This window comes from Paraburkholderia fynbosensis (assembly GCF_902859935.1).
Taxonomy (GTDB): Bacteria; Pseudomonadota; Gammaproteobacteria; order Burkholderiales; family Burkholderiaceae; genus Paraburkholderia; species Paraburkholderia fynbosensis.
Map to the genome: position 1 here is coordinate 1 of NZ_CADIKI010000040.1, position 21,898 is coordinate 21,898.

General features: G+C 61.8%; 20 protein-coding genes. 18 read left to right on the forward strand and 2 right to left on the reverse strand.

From position 1 onward, the window contains the following. Window positions 1–276 precede the first annotated feature (276 nt). The 15 genes from HV770_RS36535 (at window position 277) to HV770_RS36600 (ending at window position 15,413) form a co-directional block, all read left to right on the forward strand. Window positions 277–1,923 carry an ATP-dependent nuclease gene (locus tag HV770_RS36535; protein WP_246291563.1) on the forward strand — a complete coding sequence of 549 codons (1,647 nt, stop codon included), beginning with the start codon at window positions 277–279 and terminating at the stop codon, window positions 1,921–1,923. Then, window positions 1,920–3,050 carry a UvrD-helicase domain-containing protein gene (locus HV770_RS39260; protein WP_246291565.1) on the forward strand — a complete coding sequence of 377 codons (1,131 nt, stop codon included), beginning with the start codon at window positions 1,920–1,922 and terminating at the stop codon, window positions 3,048–3,050. The genes HV770_RS36535 and HV770_RS39260 overlap by 4 nt, the downstream gene beginning before the upstream one ends. Continuing rightward, the gene (locus HV770_RS39265) at window positions 2,998–3,702 is read left to right on the forward strand and encodes a 3'-5' exonuclease (RefSeq protein ID WP_246291567.1); all 705 of its coding nucleotides are present in this window, start codon (window positions 2,998–3,000) and stop codon (window positions 3,700–3,702) included. The genes HV770_RS39260 and HV770_RS39265 overlap by 53 nt, the downstream gene beginning before the upstream one ends. 199 nt (window positions 3,703–3,901) lie before the next feature. Next, window positions 3,902–4,315 (forward strand): hypothetical protein, encoded by a 414-nt coding sequence (locus tag HV770_RS36545; protein WP_175166286.1) that lies wholly within the window; start codon window positions 3,902–3,904, stop codon window positions 4,313–4,315. After that, complete coding sequence (locus tag HV770_RS36550) at window positions 4,312–5,091, forward strand: phage integrase family protein (RefSeq protein WP_175166287.1); 780 nt, start codon at window positions 4,312–4,314, stop codon at window positions 5,089–5,091. Before HV770_RS36545 ends, HV770_RS36550 begins: the two co-directional genes overlap by 4 nt. Window positions 5,092–5,374: 283 nt before the next feature. Next, a complete protein-coding gene (locus HV770_RS36555; RefSeq protein WP_175166288.1) occupies window positions 5,375–5,836 on the forward strand; it encodes a CPBP family glutamic-type intramembrane protease in 462 nt (153 codons plus the stop codon). Window positions 5,837–5,885: 49 nt separating this feature from the next. Beyond that, entirely contained in the window at window positions 5,886–6,194 is a 309-nt protein-coding gene (locus HV770_RS36560) for an SLAC1 family transporter (RefSeq protein ID WP_281366324.1), read from the forward strand. 683 nt (window positions 6,195–6,877) lie between these two features. Next, entirely contained in the window at window positions 6,878–8,089 is a 1,212-nt protein-coding gene (locus HV770_RS36565; RefSeq protein ID WP_217468702.1) for a CaiB/BaiF CoA transferase family protein, read from the forward strand. Then, window positions 8,086–8,541, forward strand: coding sequence for a MaoC family dehydratase (locus HV770_RS36570; protein WP_175166289.1), 456 nt, complete (start codon window positions 8,086–8,088; stop codon window positions 8,539–8,541). The genes HV770_RS36565 and HV770_RS36570 overlap by 4 nt, the downstream gene beginning before the upstream one ends. Before the next feature lie 55 nt (window positions 8,542–8,596). Continuing rightward, the gene (locus tag HV770_RS36575; protein ID WP_175166290.1) at window positions 8,597–9,553 is read left to right on the forward strand and encodes a sugar ABC transporter substrate-binding protein; all 957 of its coding nucleotides are present in this window, start codon (window positions 8,597–8,599) and stop codon (window positions 9,551–9,553) included. After that, a complete protein-coding gene (locus tag HV770_RS36580) occupies window positions 9,553–11,088 on the forward strand; it encodes a sugar ABC transporter ATP-binding protein (RefSeq protein WP_246291571.1) in 1,536 nt (511 codons plus the stop codon). The genes HV770_RS36575 and HV770_RS36580 overlap by 1 nt, the downstream gene beginning before the upstream one ends. Beyond that, window positions 11,085–12,317: an ABC transporter permease subunit gene (locus HV770_RS36585; RefSeq protein ID WP_217468703.1), complete on the forward strand. Its 1,233-nt coding sequence runs from the start codon at window positions 11,085–11,087 to the stop codon at window positions 12,315–12,317. Before HV770_RS36580 ends, HV770_RS36585 begins: the two co-directional genes overlap by 4 nt. Window positions 12,318–12,328: 11 nt before the next feature. Further along, the gene (locus HV770_RS36590) at window positions 12,329–13,168 is read left to right on the forward strand and encodes an IclR family transcriptional regulator (RefSeq protein WP_175166292.1); all 840 of its coding nucleotides are present in this window, start codon (window positions 12,329–12,331) and stop codon (window positions 13,166–13,168) included. Then, window positions 13,165–14,358, forward strand: coding sequence for an extracellular solute-binding protein (locus tag HV770_RS36595; protein ID WP_175166293.1), 1,194 nt, complete (start codon window positions 13,165–13,167; stop codon window positions 14,356–14,358). The genes HV770_RS36590 and HV770_RS36595 overlap by 4 nt, the downstream gene beginning before the upstream one ends. Continuing rightward, a complete protein-coding gene (locus tag HV770_RS36600; RefSeq protein ID WP_175166294.1) occupies window positions 14,355–15,413 on the forward strand; it encodes a Gfo/Idh/MocA family protein in 1,059 nt (352 codons plus the stop codon). Before HV770_RS36595 ends, HV770_RS36600 begins: the two co-directional genes overlap by 4 nt. Before the next feature lies 1 nt (window position 15,414). Here the strand turns inward: HV770_RS36600 and HV770_RS36605 are convergent, their stop codons facing one another. Then, a complete protein-coding gene (locus HV770_RS36605; protein WP_175166295.1) occupies window positions 15,415–16,578 on the reverse strand; it encodes a CaiB/BaiF CoA transferase family protein in 1,164 nt (387 codons plus the stop codon). After that, window positions 16,575–17,699 (reverse strand): extracellular solute-binding protein, encoded by a 1,125-nt coding sequence (locus HV770_RS36610; RefSeq protein ID WP_175166296.1) that lies wholly within the window; start codon window positions 17,697–17,699, stop codon window positions 16,575–16,577. Before HV770_RS36610 ends, HV770_RS36605 begins: the two co-directional genes overlap by 4 nt. Before the next feature lie 128 nt (window positions 17,700–17,827). Here HV770_RS36610 and HV770_RS36615 point away from each other — a divergent pair, with 128 nt between their 5' ends. The 3 genes from HV770_RS36615 to HV770_RS36625 all read left to right on the forward strand — a co-directional run bounded on the left by HV770_RS36615 (window position 17,828) and on the right by HV770_RS36625 (window position 21,874). Next, complete coding sequence (locus tag HV770_RS36615; protein ID WP_175166297.1) at window positions 17,828–19,147, forward strand: MFS transporter; 1,320 nt, start codon at window positions 17,828–17,830, stop codon at window positions 19,145–19,147. 966 nt (window positions 19,148–20,113) lie between these two features. Next, entirely contained in the window at window positions 20,114–20,815 is a 702-nt protein-coding gene (locus HV770_RS39270; RefSeq protein WP_343048416.1) for a Mu transposase C-terminal domain-containing protein, read from the forward strand. A 64-nt stretch (window positions 20,816–20,879) separates the two neighbouring features. Beyond that, a protein-coding gene (locus HV770_RS36625; RefSeq protein WP_175166298.1) for an IS630 family transposase occupies window positions 20,880–21,874 on the forward strand; the annotation gives its coding sequence in 2 pieces (ribosomal slippage) (window positions 20,880–21,345 and window positions 21,345–21,874; 996 coding nt in all). Window positions 21,875–21,898: the final 24 nt, after the last annotated feature.

Here is a 21,898-nt window from a genome sequence, read left to right on the forward strand (position 1 = left end):
ATGCCTTCCATTCGCCATTCGAGGTCTTCGCCGCGACCCTTGCCTCAGCAAGTCAACCTCAAGGCTCTAAACATTAAACCCGCTGTTGCGCTTCACTCTTGAAACCGCCCTACCTATAACCTGATCTTCCGACCCCAGAAGGAGATTCCGCTCAAGCTGGCCGCGCTTGATATCTTCGACAATGACGAGCTTGTCAAAATACGGGACGCTATTACGATCGACGACTACGAAACTGTATTCACTGGAAGGAGCAGAGCCGATTTCAGTGATCCGACGGTGTACGACAAGATCGTAGGCAGCTTCGATGAATGTTTTTTCAGTTCGGAGACCGAGTTTCCAGAGATCGGGGTGAAAGTACCGGGATTTCTCTCGGTCACTAAAGAGGTATCGCTGACTTTCATCCAGGCCCTGCGCGACGTCGTTGCAGAATTTCATAACAACCGGACGAATCCGCTCTTCACGCTACTCAAGAGCAAAAGTGGCGAGATAAATCCAAAGGCGATGCTGCCGATCACCCAGATGGTTCAGGATCTGAATTCATCCATCGAACGCCTTGATGACGTGCAATCTGTACGCAAGCACATTCGCGAAACGATCAAGGATGCCGCCGGCGAGACCTACTCGCCAGCTTCGCTTTCTATCAAATCAGACCTGCCGGACGAAGCAGAAAAGCTATTTCAATCACTGCGTCTGTTCGTGGGCGAGTCAGAAGAGGGATATGAGGGGGCAATCCACGAGCTGAGCTTGGGCGGGGCCAATCTGATCTACCTGACACTCAAGCTGCTGGAGTTCAAGTATCAGCGGGAGAAGCTGGCTATCGCCAACTTCCTTTTGATCGAGGAACCGGAAGCGCACATTCACACCCATATCCAGAAGACGCTGTTCGACCGCATCGCCTACAGCGACGCCCAGATCATCTACACAACGCATTCGACGCACATCTCGGAGGTGAGCAATGTCAGTAACGTCAACATTCTGGGACGGCACGGCTCCTTTTGTGAATCCTACCAACCGGCTACCGGGCTGGAGCCGTTCCAAATAACGAGCATTCAGCGGTACCTGGACGCGGTGCGCAGCAATCTACTCTTCGCAAAGAGCGTGGTGCTCGTTGAGGGCGACGCCGAGGAGATCTTAGTTCCGATTCTCGTCAAGAAGGTGCTTGGTCTCAGCGTCGACGAACTCGGCATCAGCGTCATTAATATCCGCAGCACTGGCTTCAAGAATGTGGCCATCCTGTTTCATGAGCTGCGAATTCGCAAACGCTGTGCAATAGTCACCGACCTCGATTCCATCTTCTTCGACGTGACCCCAAACGATGAAGATTCTGACGCTATCGCTGCGAGAAAGCGCAAGGCGGTTGGCTCAGCGAAAGCGGGCGCAGAACGAAAGACCGACCTTGATGCCTTTGTCACTGGAAACCCTTGGCTCGCGACCTTTTACGCAACGCACACGTTTGAAGTTGATTTCGTCGCGGCCGGCAACCACGAAGCAGTCGTTCGTACCGTCGAGACGGTGTACACGGATACACCGACTATCGTCAAAGCGAAGGCTTCTCTCCGATCAGCAAAACTGAGTCTCATGGGGCTTCGGACTCTACGAATGGCCGAAAATGAGGGCAAGGGATGGTTCGCAATTCTGCTCGCGGATCAGCTGAGTCATCAAGTCGCGATACCGGCCTACATCCGACGGGCGATCATGTTCGCGCATGGTCCCTTTTCGCGGCCACTAATTGTCAGAGTGCTTCAGCATCGAGCAGCCTGCCTGAACCGAGCGGATCCTTCAGCGCATGCCCGTTTATCGATTTTGGCGGGGGAGCTCGATCGCTTCCGAGCGGGTGAAATCGATCTGCCGGCAATCAAAGCGGCAGTCGACGTAGCAATGCCAGGCGACGCTATCGAGCCGTTCCTCACGGAGATGGCATGATGTTCGCTTGGGACGCACGCGAATTAAATCCCGAGCAGGTTGACGCAATCGAAGAGCCGTCCAGCGTTTTCCTCATCGCATGCCCGGGTAGCGGGAAGACGAGAACGCTGACCTACAAGATCGCCTATGAGCTTTCCCGTCGTACGGATAAGCGGATTGTCGTAGCCATCACCTATACCCATCGCGCAGCCGATGAAATCAGGGAGCGAATCGAAGGTATGGGTGTCGATACGTCGGGTCTGTGGATAGGGACTATCCATTCCTTCTGTCTCGAATGGATCATCAAACCGTACGGCATCTATCTTCCAGAGCTTGCGCGTGGCTACCGCATCCTCGACAGGCATGATTGCGAACTGATGCTTGAGCGGCTATGCGCGCCGTATTCTGGGGTGACACACTGGGACTGTGACTACTACTTCAACGAGAGTGGGTATCATCTAGGTTGCGTCGACGCTTGGAAGCATGAGGCGCTTCACAAAATCCTGCGTGAATATTTCCGCGAACTCGAAGAGGCGCGGCAGATCGATTTCGAGTTGATCCTCTGGCACGCACATAACCTCATGCGCGAACAGGCGCATATTGCTTCGCTGCTTTCTCAAGTATTCTCCTACATCCTTGTGGATGAATATCAGGATACGAAAGAGATCCAATATAGCCTTGTCACCGCCATTCTGCGAGAAGGAGGCGGTCGTACAAAAACCTTCATCGTCGGCGACCCGAACCAGGCGATCTACGGTTCACTCGGCGGGTATGCTATTTCGGTGGCCGACTTTCGCACTGCAGCGTGCATTCCGATCAAGAAGATGGCGCTCAGCCGAAACTACCGTTCGAGCCAGAGAATCATCAGCTATTTCTCAAACTTCAACGTCCATGCGACCAGTATCGCGAGCGCGGGGGAAAACGCAAAATTCCCGAGCACGGTTTCCTATAACCGCCACTTACCGCTCGCCGACTTGCATGATGAGCTGGCGAGGCTGATCAAATCGAGCCTTAGCGGGTCATCTTCCCAAGGAGATTTGCGTACTCGCGCCATGGTGGATTTTGCTGGCCTCGACGACACGCAAACTGGTAGCAATGTTACCGGATCAGCAGTTCGATGGACCAGGCCTCGTACCGTTCAGCAATGACCCTGATAACTTCTGGTTCAAACTATCAAAGATTCTGCTGACGGAGCGTTCACCAGGCATGCTCGTTCGTCGCATGCGATGGGCGGGCGATGTAATCAACGATCTTAGTGATTTTGGGGTACAAACTTCCCGTTTGACACAACGATTGCTGTTGAGGGAGTGTAATACAATCGCGATCCCGGAGACAGACGGAATCACATACCTAGATCGAGCGTTCAATGCGCTTTTTGGTCTGCTCAACATAGACCTCGATAGCTTTCCACAGTTGGTGGAGCATCGTGAGGCATTCTTCCGCAGTTCACAGGCACGGATTGAAAAGCTTCAGAAAGCGGGCGCCAGTTACATTGGCGACGTCGCATTCTTTCGAAAGGTATTTCGTGAACGGACCGGTATCACCGTTTCGACCATACACGGGGTCAAGGGGGCCGAGTTCGACGTGGTCATTGCTTTCGGCCTTCTTGAGGGCATGGTGCCTCACTTTAGCGAGGTCGACGGCGTCAAAGCTGCGAGCAAGTTACTTTACGTTGTCGGCTCGCGGGCGCGCAAACATCTTCATTTGATCTCGGAAAATGCGCGTCCGCTGGGACGCCACAGGCACTACTCAGCTACCAAAGTTCTCGGTGCATGCGCCTTCGACTATGACGATTGTTGAGGTGCGGAAGGGCCGCCAAATCCACTATTGTTAGATAACATCCAGTACCAATCAATTCAGAGTGCGTTGACTTTCAAAGGCGAGAAACTCTGGTGCGATAAGATTCGTTATCGGAATAGCGTCGTTTCGGGTACGGGCTAGGCAAGAGGTCGGTCAGTGCCATACCCTTTGGAACTGCTGCACGCGTCAGGAGGCGAACGTGAAGCATTCCAGTCACGACGATCACGACGGGCGCGCGTATGTTCCGTTTCCCGACTACGCATCCCTTGCTGCCCTGCGCGCATGGTATGAGGGTCTTTCTGCGCGTGCAGCGGTTGACCGTTATCTCTCACACAAACGAATTAAAGCGCAGTCCTCCAGAGGAGTCCTCGGCCGAATCAGGCGTCGCCTGCTCTACATTGCCGAATTGAACGGCCGGAATGATCTCGCCGCTCTCCTCGCGGATCGAGGCTCAAACAGTACTCGACCCGGTATGTCGGTTCATCGCGCAATGGAGGCGTTGCGTGAACTGCATGGCCGTGAGCCGCAAATAAATGATGACATCGTCTGCTGGCTGCCCGGACGAGCGAGCCGGGCATTAAAGCGTCTGGCATTGAAACGCTCGCTGAATTGACGCTACAGGTTCCTCGCCGTCAAGTCTGGTGGACTCACATCGATGGTATCGGCCCGGCATCAGCGCGCGAGATTGAAGCGCTATTTTCGCGCCATCCCGCGCTGACGGAATCTGCGCGACGGATGGTGGAACATTACCAGCCGAATCGACGCGTCGACTGGCTCCCGACGATAGTCACACACAGCCGGGACGGATCGAGGGGTAAGTACCGTGCTCCGAAGACAAGGTGCCTGTTAAATGTAGCGACGGACAGGGAGGCAATCGAAGCATGGCTCGCGATGCATGAGGCGGATACAACGTTGAGGGCCTATCGCAAGGAAGCCGAGCGGCTCTTGCTCTGGGCCAACCTGGAACGCAAGCGAGCGCTCTCGTCATTAAACACCAGCGATGCCCTTGCTTACAGAGCTTTTCTGCGCTTTCCTAAACCGGCAGATCGATGGCTAGGTCCACGGCAATCCCGCCTGTCGGACGGGTGGAAGCCGTTCTTCTGCCGGTTGCGTCCCTCATCGGTGGCCTATGCGTTGTCAGTTCTCTCAGCAATGTTCCGGTGGCTTGTCGAGCAGCAGTATGTTGTCGCGAATCCATTTGCCGGCGTGAACGCAGGCGCCGTGCGATCAACCGGACCCAGAGATGACGGACCATTTCATGCTCTCGCGCGAAACAACGGGCGCGACGCGTCAGACAGCAACGAGAAGAGCCGATTTCTGCGCCGCTCCCATCCCGACGTGTATTCGGCGTCTCGCCCTGACAGGTATTGGCGCATATCTTACATTTGAAAGCACATGAAGGGAATATAGTAGTTATTTGTATTTAGTTAGTTAAGTTTATGTAATTTCGATTCTGTTTCCAGTTCCAAAAGAACGCTTTAGACCAACAATTATTCCTTTTGGATAATACGAATGATTATCATGGTGGTTTACTCTCGTATTTACATTAACATTGCTGTGTGCTTAAATTAGGTAAATATTTAGAAATCTGAGAGAACCGATCATGCGGAATTATGAGCGTAACGCGCCAATTTCGGATTCGAATCTTAAATGCACTTCGACGCAGAACTCCATGATCGATCTCCTGACCACCTCCTGTCTAGTTTCAATTGCGATTGCCGTCGCGGTAATCTGTATTGGTCAATATATTATTGAATTTCTCGCGCTATGGTTATCCGGCGACAGCGGCATTCATGATCGCGTTTTCTCGGCGCAAGCGGTTTGGCAGCAACTCATTATCGGCTGCTTAATTGCTCCCGCCATTGAAACACTCATATTCCAGTGCTTTATACTCGAGGGGTTTTTTTATTGCTTTCGTGAGAGGTTCGCGCTAATTGCATGGCTGACGTCTGTCTCTGCGTTCACTGCTGCCCACTGGGTTGGCGGCGTGCCTCTTCTAAAAATCGCATGGGCTGGTGCAATTTTGTCCGGAATATACCTCTCAGAAAAATCTCGGCAAAGAAACCCGATTATCGCAACTTTCCTGACGCACGCTATTTACAACACGATTGTGTTCATACAAATCCATTTATAGCTTTCCTTTATAAAACACGCCAACTTAGAGGTACTCGGCTTACGTCACGGTGATCGGTGGCCATGATCTGTTCGCGCAAGCACTCTATATGCTGACCTTGTTTTTACTTGCGGTGCTCTTCGGACAGATGCGCTATCTTGCAAGCTGCTGTCCCTTTCGTCTTGCATGGTGGGCCGTCAGTTTTCCTCTTTTAGCGCCGGCGATTTGCTCTCTCAAAGTTGCAGCAGAGAGTCCCGGCCGCTTCACCAATAGCGTCGCCTTGCTTCTTCTTGGTGTCGCCAGTCTTGTCATTCTTGGCATCTTCGTGCGCACCTTGAAGGGATTGCTCTCTGGCGAACTGCGCACCCTGAGTACCTAGCCATTGTGAATATGGGGAATGTGGACTCGATCGACGCCGAGGATAAGCGTGATGGTGCATTGGGGCGAAATACCGATAGGGTGGCGTACATCCCGGTTTGCAGGGTTGAGCGCATCACCGACCTGCCAGGGATCCATCTCTGACGACGTGAGGCAGGCGCCCTGAGCCGCATTTCCGCATTGAATCGAATCCGGGTCTGCTGCCGCGTGAGTTATATAGCTTGCCGCAGGAATGTGCTCGCGTGCGGTCGACCGAGCCAGACGGACGCCATGGCCCTCGCGCGGACGACGATGTGCGGAAGCTCGGCGGGCTTCAGTTTTCCACCCATAAAGCGACTAACTCGCTTCTCGCACGCCGAGTGCGCAGTGAAGCGCATCGAGAAAGCACCGTTTCTTTGCTCGCATATCCATCGCGCACCGCGCTGTGCGCTATTGAGCAGGTTTCGTCGACTGAGCATACGTCCTCCGACGTTGCGGGCGCCTCTTTCGATCGCAGCGCTTCAATGGTGACCGCGAGCGCGCACGCGAAGTGAGCGCAGGCGCGCTCGCCCGACCGCCGCCTGCCGTCGCTCGAAGCGCCAGCTTCGCGCCGTTTCCGGAGCGGCCGCCACGGGAAATCCCTAGATTGAAGTCGTTCATCTGCAAACATATAGTTTCTGCATGAACGACTCAGCGATCAATGTCATGCCCGTCGAAGACGCCGCGCCGATCCCGGAAAGTGCCGATCCCATGCCGCTCGAAGGCTTGCTGGTGGTCGATTTCAGCCAGTTTCTGGCCGGCCCGTCGTGTTCGCTCAGGCTCGCCGACCTCGGGGCCGACGTCGTGAAAGTCGAGCGTCCGCAAGGCGGCGACCTGTGCCGTCAGCTGAGCATCGCGGATCAGTTGCTCGGCGGCGACAGCGTGCTGTTCCATACCATCAACCGTAACAAGCGCAGCTTCGCGGCCGATCTGAAGCGTTCCGCCGATCTCGAGCGCGTGAAAGCGCTGGTCGCGCGCGCCGATGTGCTGATCCACAACTTCCGTCCCGGCGTGATGGAGCGTCTCGGGCTCGGCTACGACATCGTTCGAGAGATCAATCCGCGGCTCGTGTATGCGAACGTGACCGGTTACGGCGAAGCCGGTCCGTGGCGCGACAAGCCCGGTCAGGATCTGCTCGCGCAATCGCTTTCGGGCATTACCTGGCTTTCCGGCGATGCGGCGCAGGGGCCGGTCCCGGTCGGCATTTCTCTCGCGGATATCATCACGGGCGCCCATCTCGCGCAGGGTGTGCTCGCGGCGCTAGTGCGTCGCGGCGTGACGGGGCGCGGCGCGCGCGTCGAGGCGAGCCTGATGGAGTCGATTCTCGACGTGCAGTTCGAACAGATCACCGCGTACCTGCGCGGCGAGGGCGCGCTGCCCAGGCGTTCCGAGGTGAACAACGCGAGCGTTTATGGCGCGGCGCCGTACGGCATCTTCGAGACTGCGCAAGGTCATCTGGCGATCGCGATGGCGCCGATCGCGCAGCTTGCGCGCCTGCTCGAATGTCCCGCGCTCGAAGCCTACGCGGCACCGTCGCTCGCGTTCGCGCGGCGCGACGACATCAAGGCGGTGTTGCGCGCCCATCTGCGCACGCGCACCGCCGCGCAATGGCTGGCGGTGCTCGAGCCCGCCGATATCTGGTGCGCGCGCGTGCTGAATTACGCAGAACTGATGGAGCACGCCGGCTTCGCGGCGCTCGACATGACGCAGCGAATCGTCACGACATCCGGCGACGCGCTGACGACGCTGCGCTGCCCGATCCGGATCGACGGCGCCGTACTGAAGTCGTCGCGCTCGGCGCCCGCGCTCGGCGAACACACGGAAGAAATCGCCGCCGGATTTGCGCTCGACAACCACGCAGCGGAGGACGCGCCGTGATCAACGAACAGTTCTACGAAGACTACGAGACCGGATTTTCGCGCCGTACTTTCGGACGCACGATCACGGAAACCGACGTCGTGATGCACGCGGGACAGACCGGTGACTTCTTCCCGCATCACATGGATGCCGAGTGGTGCGCGACGCAGGATTTCGGCCAGCGCATCGCGCACGGCACGCTCGTTTTCAGCGTGGGCATCGGCATGACGGCGAGCACGATCAACCCGCGCGCAATGTCGACCGGCTATGACCGCGTGCGCTTCATCAAGCCCGTTTTCATCGGCGACACGATCACTGTCACCGCGAGCATCACGGAAAAGCGCGCTCATCCGAAGCGCGACACACATGGCGTGGTGGTCGAACGTATCGATATCGCGAACCAGCATGGCGAAACCGTGCTGGTGTGCGATCACCTGTATCTCGTCGAGCGGCGCCACGCCGGTCGCGATTAGTCGTTCCGCAATGAGCGGGCGTACGACCCGCGCACAACACAAACAGGAGACGTCAATGCGTAAGATCATCGGGACGCTGGGCGCGGTTGCGCTCGTCTGCGTGTCGGGCATGGCAGGTGCGAAGGAAGTGACGCTCGGCTATTCGAGCGTCGGGCTCAGCTATCCATTCGCGGCCGCCATCGCGAAGGGGTTCGAGAACGCGGCGAAACAGGCGGGCGTGAAGACGGTCGTGCTCGACGCCAAGGGCAACGTGCAGAAGCAGGCGAACGATATCGATGATCTGATCGCGCAGAAGGTCGATGGCATCGCGATCATGCCGCTCGATTCGACCGTCGCGCAGGGCTGGGTCGACCGCGCGTCGGCGAAGGACATTCCGACCGTCGGCGTCGCGTCGGAAATCGGCGATCCGCACAAGCGGCCGATCAGGCGGGTGTACGAGAAACTGTCCGCGCTCGTCACGCAGGACGAAGTCACCGCGGGCGAGAAGGCCGGCGAAATGGCCGCGCCGATGCTGCCCAAGGGCCGCGTGGCGAACATTGCGATCGTCGAGGGCGCGGCGGGTTTCGCCGAAGTCCAGCAGCGCACCGAAGGTTTCAGAAAAGGGCTCGACAAGGCCGGCGCGAAGTACAGGATCGTCGCTTCCCAGCCGGGCGACTGGACTGCGGAGAAGGGCGAGTCGACCTGCCAGAACATGCTCGCGTCGCATCCGGACGTCGATCTGTTCTTCGCGCAATCGGACGACATGGTGGTCGGCTGCGCGCGCGCGGTCCGCACGGCGAGCGCGAACGCAAAGCTGATCGGCATGGGCGGCTCGAAGCTCGCGATCAACGCGATCAAGGTCGGCGACGTGACCGGCACCGTGTGCTACAAGCCCGAGGAAATCGGCAAGCTCGCATTCGACGCGCTGTACGGCGCGGTGACGAAGAAGAACGTGTCGAAAGCGGCGTTCGTCGCATACGACACACCGCCGATCACCAAAGCGAACCTCGCGAGCTGCGTGCCGCAATGGTGATGACAGAGCCGCTGCTGCGATTCGAGCGTGTCGAGAAGGTGTTTCCGAACGGCACCGTCGCGCTGCGCGGTGTCGATCTCGACGTCGAACGCGGCAAGGTCCACGGCCTGCTCGGCGCCAACGGCGCGGGCAAGTCGACGCTCATCAAGATCCTCTCGGGCGCGTTTCCCGCGTCGGCGGGGCGCATCGTGTGGCGCGGCGAGCCGGTCCAATGGTCGAGCCCGAAAGCGGCCAACGCGCTGGGCGTCGCGACTATCCATCAGCACATACCGCTGGTGCCGACGCTCTCGGTGCTCGAGAACGTGTTTCTCGGCGACTCGGGCCGCTGGCGGCGCGACCCATCGTACCGCACGCGCTTCGATGAGCTATGCGCGCGCGTGGGCTATCGGCTGGACGCGGACGCGCTGGCCGGCGACCTGCCGATCGGCGAGCGCCAGATGGTCGCCATCTTCCAGGCGCTCGGCACCGGCGCGGAACTGATCGTGATGGACGAGCCGACCGCGTCGCTCGCGAACGAGGAGCGGGAGATCGTCTACCAGACGGTCCGCCATCTGTCGCGCGTGGAAGGCAAGGCGATTCTGTTCGTCTCGCATTTTCTCGACGAAGTGATCGCGCTCACCGATTGCGTGACCGTGCTGCGCGACGGCGTCGCGGTGATGCATGCGAACACGGACGAACTGGACGAATCGCGCATCGCGGAGGCGATCGCGGGCCGCGAAATCGTCGCGCTGGAGCGTGCCGCGCCCGCGCCGCGCGCCGCCGACGCGCCGGTGCTGCTCGAACTACGCGAACTGGCGTCGCCCGGCAAGCTCGCGCCCATTTCGATGACGGTCGCGGCGGGCGAGGTGATCGGCGTCGCCGGGCTGCTCGGCTCGGGCCGCAGCGAATTGCTGCACGCGATCTTCGGTGCGGATACCGCCGCCACCGGCGAGGTGCGCGTGAGCGGCAAGCCGATCCGCCGCTCCACCGGCGCGTCGGTTGCGGCGGGTCTCGCGCTGGTGCCGGAAGACCGCATGCGCCAGGGCCTCGTGCCGCTGTTCGAGATCTGGCGCAACACGACGCTGCCCGCGCTCGAAGGCGTGTCGTGGCGACGCTGGCTGCCGTCGCGCGAACTTGAGACCAGGCGCGGCGACGACGCGATTAGGCGACTGCAGATCAAGGCGGGGTCGCCCGATGTGCTCGTCACGGAACTGAGCGGCGGCAATGCGCAGAAGGTGACCATCGCGAAGTGGCTGTTCAGCGACGTGCGCGTGTTCCTGCTCGACGAACCGACGGCGGGTATCGACATCGGCGCGAAGACGGACATCTTGCTGCTGGTGCGCGAGCTTGCGGCCACCGGCAAGGCGGTGATCGTCGTGTCGTCGGAATTCGAGGAACTGCTTGCGGTGAGCGAGCGGATCGTCGTGATGCGCGACGGCAAATGCGTCGCGACGCGCGTCGCGCGGCACACCAGCGAACACGAACTGATCCTGCTCGCCGGCGGACGCGGCGCGGCGGCTCATCCAGACAGTGCGACATCGGGCGAACTGACATGAACTTTTCGACTTCCAACGGGCATCCCGTTTCCGCCGGCGACGCCGCCACCACGACGCAAGCCGCTGCCGCCGCGAAAACCGACTGGCGCCGCGTATTCGGCCTGCGCGAGATGGGCGTGTACTACGCGCTGATTCTGCTCGTGCTGGTGCTCTCGGCGGTGACGGCCTACACGGGCCGGCCCAACTATCTGTCCATCGTCAACGTGACGAACGTGCTGTATCAAGCGTCGCTGATCGCGATCATGGCGGTCGCTATGACCGTCATCCTGATCACCGGCAACTTCGATCTGTCGGTGGCGTCGGTGGCGGCGCTGTCGGCGGCGGTGATGATCGGCCTCGCGGATTCGATCGGTTTCGTGCCGGCCGCGCTCGTTGCGATGCTCGTCGCCGTGCTCGCGGGCGTGCTCAACGGCGCGATCGTGCAGCTGCTCGGCATCAACGCGTTCATCGTCACGCTCGGTACGCTGACGGCGATACGCGGTATCGTGCTGATCGTTACCGACGGCCGCTCGCTGTCGGTCGAATCCGTCGATGCGATCGCCGCGATGCGCATGTTCGAATCGGGCCGCGTGCCGCTCGGGCATTTTTTCGTGTTGCTCGGCCTCGTGCTGATCGCCGCGAGCGTGTTTCTCATCATGCGCGCCCGCAACGCGCGCGGCGCGCTCGGCTCCAGAGCGCCCGCCGTGCTCGGCATCCTGAGCGGCGGCGCGGCCGTGCTCGCGCTCGGCTTGATCGGCGGCGCGCGACTCGCGGTGGCGAAACCCGTCGTCTATATGGCTGTCTTCACCGCGCTCGTCTGGTTCGTGCTGAGCTTCACCAGCACCGGCAGGCGGCTCTATGCCGTCGGCGGCAATGCGGAAGCCGCGCGCCTGTCGGGCATCAACGTCGGGCGCTATAAAATGGCGGGATTTATTCTATGCAGCGCGGCGGCGGGCTTCGGCGGCATCCTGTTCGGCAGCCGGCTCGGCGCGATCAATCCCACGGCACTGCAAGGCGCGGAACTGACCGTGATCGCGTCGGCGATTCTCGGCGGCACGTCGCTATACGGCGGCGCGGGCAGCGTGATCAAGACGCTGGTCGGCGCACTCCTGCTGTTTACGCTCACCAACGGGTTCAACATTCTGAACCTCGGCGCGAACTATCAGGGCGTGATCGAAGGCACCGTCGTCGTCACCGCGGCCGCGATCTATACCGTGGGAGGGTCGCGCCGTCGCGCGCGTTCACGCTAAGGGATCTCGCCATGCCTCGCACCAAAGACACCGCCGAAACCGCCGCGCTCGACGCTGACGACGAGCAGCCGCAAGGCAGCAAGCCCAATTATTCGGTGCCCGCTGTCGAGAAGGCGCTCGACATCCTCGAATATCTCGCCGCCGAAGGCGTGCCGATGACGCGCGCCCAACTCGCGCGCGCGCTCAATCGCCAGCCGCCGGAATTGTTCCGCATGCTCACCTGTCTCGAAGCGCGCGGCTATCTGTGGCGCGATTCGGGATCGAACGCGTATGCGCTGACGCTCAAGCTGTTCGAACTGAGCCGCACGCATTCACCGTATGAAGGTCTGCTGCGCGTCGCCGAGCCGCACATGCGCGCGCTCGCGGCGCAGTTGCGCGAGTCGCTGCACCTGTCGATGCTGCACGGCCACCAGGTGATGGTGATCGCGCAGGAGGAAAGCCCGAAGCCGTTCCGGCTCTCGGTGGAAGTCGGCTCGCTGCATTCGCTCGCGGGCACCACGTCGGGGCGGGTGTTGCTCGCCAACCATTCCGACGCGGAAACCGCCGCGCTGCTCAAACGCGACGCGACGCATCGCCAGCTCTCGGCCGCGGGCAGGCAGAGCCTGCGCGAACGGCTCGAACGGATCCGCGCGCAGGGCTACGAATGGAGCGAAGGCGAGTGGTTCGAAAGCGGCATCGATCTGGGCGTGCTGGTCGGCTCACCGCAATCGCGCGTGAAGGCGGCGCTCGTGATGGCGACGCTGCGACGCAAGGGCGAGGGCCCGACGCTCGAAGCCGTGCTGCCGGCGCTGCACGATTGTGCGCGGGCGATCGGACAAGCAGCGGGCATCATCAACGGAGATCCGCTTTGACCCATACCCTGCGCGTCGCGGTGCGGCAGTTCGGGCCATTCGAGAGCGGCATCGTCAGGCAGTTCGACGACTTCGTCGCAAAGACGGGGGAGGACGCCCGCATCGAGATCGAAGCGATGGATCTGAATCCACTGCACGATGCGCTCATTGGACGGCGCGAGCTCGCGGGCGGCGCGTGGGACATCGCGTTTTTGTCGACCGACTGGATCGCGCAGGTGCAAGCGCTCGGGCTCGTCGAGAATCTGCTGCCGTTCCAGGCGAAGCTGCCGATCGAAGACTTTCCGCAGGCATGGAGCGCGTCGCTGCTCGGACTGCAAAGCTTCGCCGATGGTCTCTGGGGCATGCCGTATCACGACGGCCCCGAGTGCCTCGTGTATCGCAAGGACCTGTTCGAGGCGGCCGGCTTGCAGCCGCCCGCGACGTGGGATGAGTTCGTCGCGACGGCGCGGCATCTGCACGCGCCCGAGCGGGGCGTGAACGGCACCGCACTTGCGCTCTTTCCCGACGGCCATAACGGCTTCTATGATTTCTGCATCCACGTATGGACACGCGGCGGCGAGCTTTTCACGCAGGAAGGCGCGCCCACGCTGCAGAGCGATGCCGCTCGCGACGCGCTCGATTTCATCCGCACGCTGGCACGCGACAGCGCCGCGCTCGCGCCTGCTCCGCAGACGCTCGACAGCGTGCGCTGCGGGCTGATGTTCGCGGCGGGTGAGGTCGCGATGATGGTCAACTGGTTCGGCTTCGCGGCGTATGCGCAGACCGCCGCCGACAGCCGCGTTCGCGGCAGCGTGGGCGTCGCGCCGATTCCGCGCGGGCCGCGCGGAACCAGCGTGTCGCTGAACGTATTCTGGATGCTCGCGATGGCATCGGGCTCGCGCCACAAGGAACTCGTGTGGCGCTTCCTGCGCCATTGCGCGAGCGCGCCGATGGATCGCCTGACGACGCTCGAAGGCGCGATCGGCACGCGTATCTCGACCTGGCGGGACGCGGAGGTCAACGCGCGCATTCCGTTCTTTCATCAACTGGAGGCGTTGCATCGCGACGCCCGCGAGTTGCCGCGGCATACGCGGCTCGCGGAAATCTCGCATGTGATCGATGCGATGCTCGCGCGCGCGGTCGACAGCAACGAGCCGAGCGACGCGTTGCTCGCCGCCGCGCAAGCGCAAATCGTGGAGATCGTGCGATGAACGCCCTTCAACAAAGCTGGCCGATGCCTGCCGCGCCGTGGCCGATCGTGCTGATCGGCGCGGGCGGCATCGTGCAGGACGCGCATTTGCCTGCCTATCGCGCGGCCGGTTTCGACGTGCGCGGGGTATTCGATCTCGATGCAGCGCGGGCGCGCGAGGTCGCGGAACGCTGGTCGATCCCGCAGGTGTTCAGCTCGCTCGACGAGGCTTTCCACGCGCCCGAGGCGGTCTTCGATATCGCCGCGCCCGCCGCCGCGCATGCGGCGATTATCGAGCGCGCGCCCGAAGGCGCGGCAGTGCTGCTGCAAAAGCCGTTCGGCCTCGATCTCGCGCAGGCGAGCCGGCTGCGCGCGCTGTGCGAAGCGCGCCGGCTGAAGGCGGCGGTCAATTTCCAGCTGCGCTTCGCGCCGATGATGCTCGCGGTGCGCGACGCGCTGCGTCAGGGCCTCGCCGGCGAACTGGTCGATGTCGAGGTGCACCTGAACCTGGCGACGCCCTGGCATCTGTTTCCGCATCTGAAAGCGGACCGGCGCGTCGAGGTCGTATCGCATTCGATCCACTATCTCGACCTGATCCGCGCGCTCGTCGGCGAGCCACACGGCGTGATGGCGCGCGGCTATACCTACCCCGGCAGTGGACTCGCGGATACGCGCACCAGCGCGATCCTCGATTACGGCCAGACGCTGCGCTGCACGCTGTCGCTCAATCATCACCACGATTTCGGGCGGCGCTTTCAGGACGCGGGTTTTCGCTTCGAAGGACGCGACGGCGTGCTGATCGTGAAGCTCGGCGCGTTGCTCGACTACCCGAAGGGCGAGGCGGACGAGTTGTGGTACTGCGCGCGCGGCGGCGAGTGGACGCAGATCGAGTTGGCGGGTGCGTGGTTCCCGGATGCGTTCATCGGCACGATGGCGAACCTGCAGCGCTATGCGAGCGGCGAGGACGAGCGTCTCGTCTCGGATGTCGCCGACGCGTGGAAGACGATGGCGCTCGTCGAGGCCTGTTATCGCAGCGAGCAGTCGGCGGCGCAGCCGATTCCGACCTGCGTCGGGTAGCTCATCTCAAGCCGAATTCCCGCAGCACGCTCACGCTGTGTTCGCCGACCCGCGGCGCGGCTCGTGAGCCACCCGCGCCACCCGCGCCGCCCGCGCGCCGGCCATCGATGCGCAGCGGGCCACGCGTCGTATGCACCGCCGCGCCCACCTCGCGCCCGACGGTCTGCAGCATGCCCAGGCGTCTGAATGCGTCGCTTTCGATGAGACGCGGCCAGTCGAGCACTTCGGCACACCACACGTCGGCGGGAGCCAGGCGCGCGAGCCAGTAGCCGGTCGGATGCCGCAGCAGATCGGCCGCGATCACGCGCTTGATCTCGTCGCGCCGCGTGAAAGCGTCCCGCTCGTCGTAGGCGAGCAGCGCGGGCGAGGGCAACGTAGCGGCGAGTTGCGCGAGCGGCATCATCGCGAGGGCGAGATAGCCGTCGGCGGTCGGATAGATGCCGTAGGGCGCGGCGAGATACGCGTTCGAGTTGCGATACCCGGCGCGTTGAGGCAGGCGCTGGCCATCATTCAGATACGTCGTCAGCATTTCGAACTGCAAATCGATCAGCGCTTCCAGCAGACTGGTCTCGACCCGCGCGCCCGCGCCCGTGACGCCGCGTTGCACCAGCGCGGCGAGAATGCCTTCGGTCAGCACGTGTCCCGCCAGAATATCCGCGATCGACAAGCCGAGCGGCACCGGCCCTTCGCCTTCGTGACCGTTGAGCCACGTGATGCCCGACAGCGATTGCGCGAGCAGATCCTGTCCCGGCATATGCGTCCACGGACCCGCTTCGCCATAGCCCGACACGCTCGCATAGACGAGGCGTGGATTGAGCGAGCGGGCCGCTTCGTAGCCTAGCCCGAGGCGCTCGATCACGCCGGGCCGGAAATTCTGGATCAGCACGTCCGCGCGCGCGATCAGTCCTTTCAGCGCGGCGAGATCGCGCGCGTCCTTCAGATCGAGCGCGACGCTTTCCTTGTTGCGGTTGATCGCGTGAAAGAGCGTGGAGTCGCCGGCGACTTCGGTATCGGTCAGATAGAGCGTGCGGCAGATATCGCCGGTGCCCGGGCGTTCCACCTTGATCACGCGCGCGCCCAGATCCGCGAGGCGCAGCGCGGCGGACGGCCCCGACAGGAACTGCGCGAGATCGAGGACCAGCAGCCCCGCGAGCGGCGCGCTCATGCGGCGAGGCTCTCGCGAAACAGCCGGTTCAGCTCGTCGACGATCGCGCTCGACGGGTCTTCCACGCGCAGGCCGCGATTGAGGCGCTGCGATGCGGCTTCCTGAAACGCCATGTAGCCGTCGTGGCGCGGCCGGACCCACGCGCCTTCGAGCGTCGCGCGGGTGGCGCGGTAGAACTCGCCGGAGGCGATGTTGACCGCGTCGTCTTCCCATGCCGCCGCATGTCCCGGCTGGCCGCCCGCGCTGGCGAACGGGCCCCGCTGGGCTTGCGCATCCGCGACCCACAGCGCGAATGCGAGCGCCTCGTCCTGATGCTCGCGCCGCGCCGATACTGCGATGCCGGTGCCGCCCAGCGCGGAGCCGACCGGCGCACCGTCGCCGAACACCGGCATGTCGCCGAACGCGATGCGCACCGGCCTGAAACCGGCCCACGCGTAATTCACGTAGCCGTAGACGAGCGGCACGCAGTCGATGCGCGCATCGGGCTGCGCCATGCGCTCGTAGACGGCGATCGGGTCTTCGTCGAAACAGCGCGGCTCGATATGACGAACGAGTTCGCGCAGATAGTCGCACGCGCGCGAGGCAGTGCCGCGCTCGAACAGGTCCGGGCCTTTGACCGCGCCGGGAGCGCCAAGCTGCGCGGTGAGCGTATAGAGACACATGAGCGAGTGGGGCGCGCGCATCGGCAGCGCGACCCGGCCCGCTTTCGCGAGCGCCATCACCTCGTCCCACCTGCGCGGCGCGGCAACGAGCCGGTCGCGCCGCCACGCGAGCACCTGAGTCGCCGCGTCGATGGGCAGCGCCCATACCCGACCCTGCCAGCGATAACTCGCATAAGAAGCGCCGACCGAGCCGCGCTCGATGCTGTGCAGCGCCGCGCCGTCGTCGAACGGACGCAGACAGCCTTCGCGCGTCACCTGCCCGACATGAGGGTGATCGATGACGATCAGATCGTAATTTCGCGCAAGTTCATCGACGGGAAAGGATTCGAAGTCCTGCAACGAGCGCTGGTCCCACGCAATCTCGACGCCCGTGCGCTCCTGCCACTGCGTCGAGCAGGCCGCGAGCGGATCGTAGCCGCGCGGATGGTCCCAGGTCATGCCTTTGAGTCTGACGGTCATGAGCAGTTGTGAAACGTATCGGTGAATTACCTAGGTGAATGCATCGTTTATATGGGTAATCATGGCGGCTCGACGCAGGTGATGTCGATCAGGGTTTTCCGCGAGCACATCAACGACGGAGACAGGCCATGAATTCATCCCGCGAGCAGGCGCCGCCGCTCGATCGCGCAGTACGCAAGGCAAGCGCGCGGCTCTTGCCGTTCCTGTGTCTGATGCTGGTGCTGGCGTTTCTGGACCGCGCCAACATCGGCTTTGCGAAGATCGCGTATCAGGCCGACACCGGCATCGGCGATGCCGCGTTCGCGCTCGGCGCGGGCATCTTCTTCATCGGCTACGCAATGTTCGAGGTGCCGAGCAACCTGATCATGCAGCGCGTGGGCGCGCGCGTGTGGCTCAGCCGCATCATGGTGACGTGGGGCATCGTCTCCGCAGCGATGATGTTCGCGCACACGCCCACCATGCTCTACGTGCTGCGCTTTCTGCTCGGCGTGTGCGAGGCGGGGTTCTATCCGGGCGTGCTGCTGTATTTGAGCTACTGGTTCCCGGCACGCCAGCGTGCTCGCGCGACCGGGCTCTTCTATCTCGGCGTGCCGCTGTCGCTGGTGCTGGGCAGCCCGCTTTCCGGTTGGCTGCTGACGGTGCACGGCCTGTTCGGCCTGACTAACTGGCAATTGATGTTCGTGGTCGAAGGGCTCGCGGCGACGCTCGCGGGCGTGGCTGCGTTCTTTTATCTCGAGAGCCGGCCGCGCGACGCGAAATGGCTCGACGAAGACGAGAAGCGCGCATTGAGCGCCGTGCTCGACGCCGAAGAACGCTGCAAGCTGAACGAAGTGCGGCACTCGGCGCTGGGCGTGCTGAAGGACGCGAAGGTGCTGATTTTCATCGGCGTGTACTTCTTCATTCAGGTGGGCACCGCGCCGCTGACGTTCTATCTGCCCGCGCGGCTCACGTCGGTGATGGGCGGCAAGGTGGATTTAGGCATCGGCGTGCTGCTCGCGATACCGTGGCTGTGCTCGGCGCTCGCCACGCGCATCGCAACCGTGCATGCCGACAGGCGCGACAATCACCGGCGCGTCGCAATGGTGATGGTTCTGGCCGGCTCGCTCGCGCTCGCGTCGATCGCGTGGATCAGCGATCCGCGCTTGATGGTGCTCGCATGCTGCATCGCCGTGCCTGGACTGACGGCCTCACAGCCGGTGTTCTGGAGTCTCCCGACGCGCTATCTCGCGGGCACGGGCGCGGCGAGCGGCATCGCGTTCATCGTGTCGATCGGCAATCTCGGTGCGTTCCTGTCGCCGCAGGTGAAGGCGTTGACCGACGCGCAGTTGCACGATCCCAATGCAGGCTTTCTGGCGGTCGCGGCGTTGTGCTTTCTGAGCGTGATTTTGCTCGCGTTTGCCAATGCGCGCGGCCGGGCGCAGCAAGCGTCGCTGCTTGGCGATACTTAGACGAGCGAAACGGCGTGGTATGTGCGCGGCAGGTGTAGGCGTTCATTATTAGCGCTAGCCGTGTTCAGAAACGTTGCTAGCGAAAAATTTCAAAAAAGTCTCGTCGAGCAGGGCCTTTTCAACCTTTTCTCGCGGCTGGATAGTCGTTGCCTTTGTGCAACAGAAGCTTGGCCAAGGTTCTCTAACGTTGCTAGCACGTCGCACGTGTTCTTTAATACTGCTAGCGCACGTTTTGCGTGGACAGGTAGAGGTCCATATGGCTTCGATCGAAGAGCGGGCCGCTCGAGCAGCGAAGGTTGCGTCCGTGCTTCGACCGCTTGGCAACGGAGTGCTTTCCCGAAAGCAGGTTGAACGAGCAGCACAGCTTTTAGGCGTTCACTGCACCACCGTCTATCGCCTGGTCGACGTTTCCTCGCAGACCCGGTCGCCAGCACATTAGAGCCAAGGCAGCCGGGCAGGGCGACCGGGGGCAGACTGGACGCCGCCGTCGAATGCGTCATTGACGAGGTCGCGCACGAATGGCTCCCCGATCAGCGGCACCTTGCGCATCCTGCCACTGATCGTGTACTTGCGGTGAAACGTCGCTGCACCGTTGCGGGGCTATCGCCTCCAAGCAGGTCAACAATTGCTCGACGGTGGCTCTCTTATCGCGAGCAGGATGCTTTGGCGCGAGCAGCCCTCCCGAACGCTGCAGTTGCCCCTGGCACGTTCCAGGTCCGACATCCGTTAGATATAGTGCAGGTTGATCACACGCAAGCGGACATCCTACTCGTTAGCGAACTGGACGGACAGATTATCGGTCGGCCGTGGCTATCTGTGGCTCTCGACGTTGCTACGAGATGTGTGCTCGGCTTTTATGTCGCAATGGAGAGGCCAGGGGCTGCGACGGTAAGCTTGCTCCTCTCGCGTGTAGTTCTGCGAAAAGAGCCGTGGCTCGAAAGACTAGGCGTTGAGGCTGACTGGCCAATGCGCGGTATCCCTCGAACGCTGCATCTTGATAACGCGGCCGAATTCAAAAGCCGTGCCCTTCGCAGTGGATGCCGCGAGTACGGCATTGAACTCATGTACCGACCGGTGGGCAAGCAGCACTTCGGTGGCCACATCGAGCGGCTGAACAGGACCCTGATGGAGCGCGTGCGTGGCCTACCTGGTTCGACTGGATCTTCAGTCAAAGGGCGCAAGGCGCGCCAGGCCGAAAAAACCGCTTCACTTACCTTGAAGCAGTTCGAGCAGTGGCTGGCTGTTGAGATCGGCAGGCGTTATCACTGCAGCCCCCACCGCGGATTGATGGGACTGCAGCCCGCGCAAAAGTGGCCGGAAACATGGCGAGCAGCGGATTCGCGATGCTTGCCAACTCAACCGGATGCCGAACTGAAGTTTCTGATCCGATTCTTGCCAGTCGCGACCCAGACCATTCAGCGAGACGCTCTCAAGCTCTTCCTGATCCGCTATTGGCACCCTTTGTTCGCAGCATGGCGGGAAACGCGTCGGTCGGTGACGATCCGCTTTCATCCAGAAGATCTCTCGCGAATCTTCGTAAGCGCTGGCAAAGGCAGTTTCGTTGAGGTCCGATACGCTGACTTGCGGCGGCCTTCCATCTCGCTGTTCGAACAGCGGGCAAGCATCCCAGCGATGCGACGTACCTTTGCTCTATTGATTTTTCCGTAAATCATGACAACCGTTGAGCGTCTCAAGCGTTATATGTTCAGGACGGTGCTGGAGACAAGTTGGCATGGCGCAAAGGCGAATGAGCGAAGCAGCAAAGAAGCGATTGAAGGCGGGTCGGCTGCTGCTGGCGGGCAAGGGCTGCGCCGAGGTGGCGTTGGCGGTGGGTGTGGCTCGGCAGACGGTGTACACATGGAAGCGGCTGCTCGATGAAGGCGGCATCGATGCGCTGCGAGAGGTGCGCGAGCGAGGGCGCCCGGGCCAACTCGATGAGCAACAGTTGGCGGCTGTTCGCGCCGCCCTGCTGCAAAGCCCCGTCGAGCATGGATTTGGCACTGAACTGTGGACTCTCAAGCGCGTGGGCGCGGTCATCGAACGCATGCACGGCATTCGCTTTGGCCAGACGCAGGTTTGGCGCATCCTGGGCTCACTGGGCTTTAGCCCGCAAAAGCCCGAGAAGCGGGCCATCGAGCGCAACGAGGATGCCGTGCGCAACTGGAAGCGCCGCACCTGGCCGGCCCTTAAAAAAAAGCCCGACGAGAAGGCCGGCTGATTGTCTTCGTGGACGAGTCCGGCATCAGCGAGCGCCCGACCCGAGTCCGCACCTGGGCGCCCAAGGGACAAACGCCCATCATCCAGTTTCACTTCAACTGGAATCACGTCTCGGTCATCGCCGGGCTCACGCGCACCAACTGTTTGTTCCGGCTGCACGAGGGGAGCATCAAGAAGGAAGAGATCGTCCAATTCCTCAAGGCGCTCAAGGCCCACCTGAAACAGCCGCTGCTGGTGATCTGGGATGGCCTGAAGGCGCATCGCAGTCGTTTGGTGCGCGAGTACCTGGACAGCCTGGGCGGACACATCCAGATCGCGTTCCTGCCACCGTACGCGCCGGACATGAACCCGGTCGAATACCTGTGGGCCTGGCTGAAGCGCCACGCGCTGGCCAACTACTGCCCCAATGATCTCGGCGAACTGCACGCGAGCGCCCGCAACAATCTCAAGAGCGCTCAAAAGCGGCCTTCGATCATTGCCGCTTGCTGGATGCAGGCTACGCTGTGGTGACGTCATGAATTATGGAAGTCTCAA

What these genes read in the sequence shown, in the direction of transcription:
- HV770_RS39260 (WP_246291565.1), top strand. Translation starts at nt 1,920, where the DNA reads ATGATGTTCGCTTGGGACGCACGCGAATTAAATCCCGAGCAGGTTGAC.
- HV770_RS39265 (WP_246291567.1), top strand. Translation starts at nt 2,998, where the DNA reads ATGTTACCGGATCAGCAGTTCGATGGACCAGGCCTCGTACCGTTCAGC.
- HV770_RS36555 (WP_175166288.1), top strand. Translation starts at nt 5,375, where the DNA reads ATGATCGATCTCCTGACCACCTCCTGTCTAGTTTCAATTGCGATTGCC.
- HV770_RS36565 (WP_217468702.1), top strand. Translation starts at nt 6,878, where the DNA reads ATGCCCGTCGAAGACGCCGCGCCGATCCCGGAAAGTGCCGATCCCATG.
- HV770_RS36575 (WP_175166290.1), top strand. Translation starts at nt 8,597, where the DNA reads ATGCGTAAGATCATCGGGACGCTGGGCGCGGTTGCGCTCGTCTGCGTG.
- HV770_RS36580 (WP_246291571.1), top strand. Translation starts at nt 9,553, where the DNA reads ATGACAGAGCCGCTGCTGCGATTCGAGCGTGTCGAGAAGGTGTTTCCG.
- HV770_RS36585 (WP_217468703.1), top strand. Translation starts at nt 11,085, where the DNA reads ATGAACTTTTCGACTTCCAACGGGCATCCCGTTTCCGCCGGCGACGCC.
- HV770_RS36590 (WP_175166292.1), top strand. Translation starts at nt 12,329, where the DNA reads ATGCCTCGCACCAAAGACACCGCCGAAACCGCCGCGCTCGACGCTGAC.
- HV770_RS36600 (WP_175166294.1), top strand. Translation starts at nt 14,355, where the DNA reads ATGAACGCCCTTCAACAAAGCTGGCCGATGCCTGCCGCGCCGTGGCCG.
- HV770_RS36605 (WP_175166295.1), bottom strand. Translation starts at nt 16,578, where the DNA reads ATGAGCGCGCCGCTCGCGGGGCTGCTGGTCCTCGATCTCGCGCAGTTC.
- HV770_RS36610 (WP_175166296.1), bottom strand. Translation starts at nt 17,699, where the DNA reads ATGACCGTCAGACTCAAAGGCATGACCTGGGACCATCCGCGCGGCTAC.
- HV770_RS36615 (WP_175166297.1), top strand. Translation starts at nt 17,828, where the DNA reads ATGAATTCATCCCGCGAGCAGGCGCCGCCGCTCGATCGCGCAGTACGC.
- HV770_RS39270 (WP_343048416.1), top strand. Translation starts at nt 20,114, where the DNA reads ATGCGCGGTATCCCTCGAACGCTGCATCTTGATAACGCGGCCGAATTC.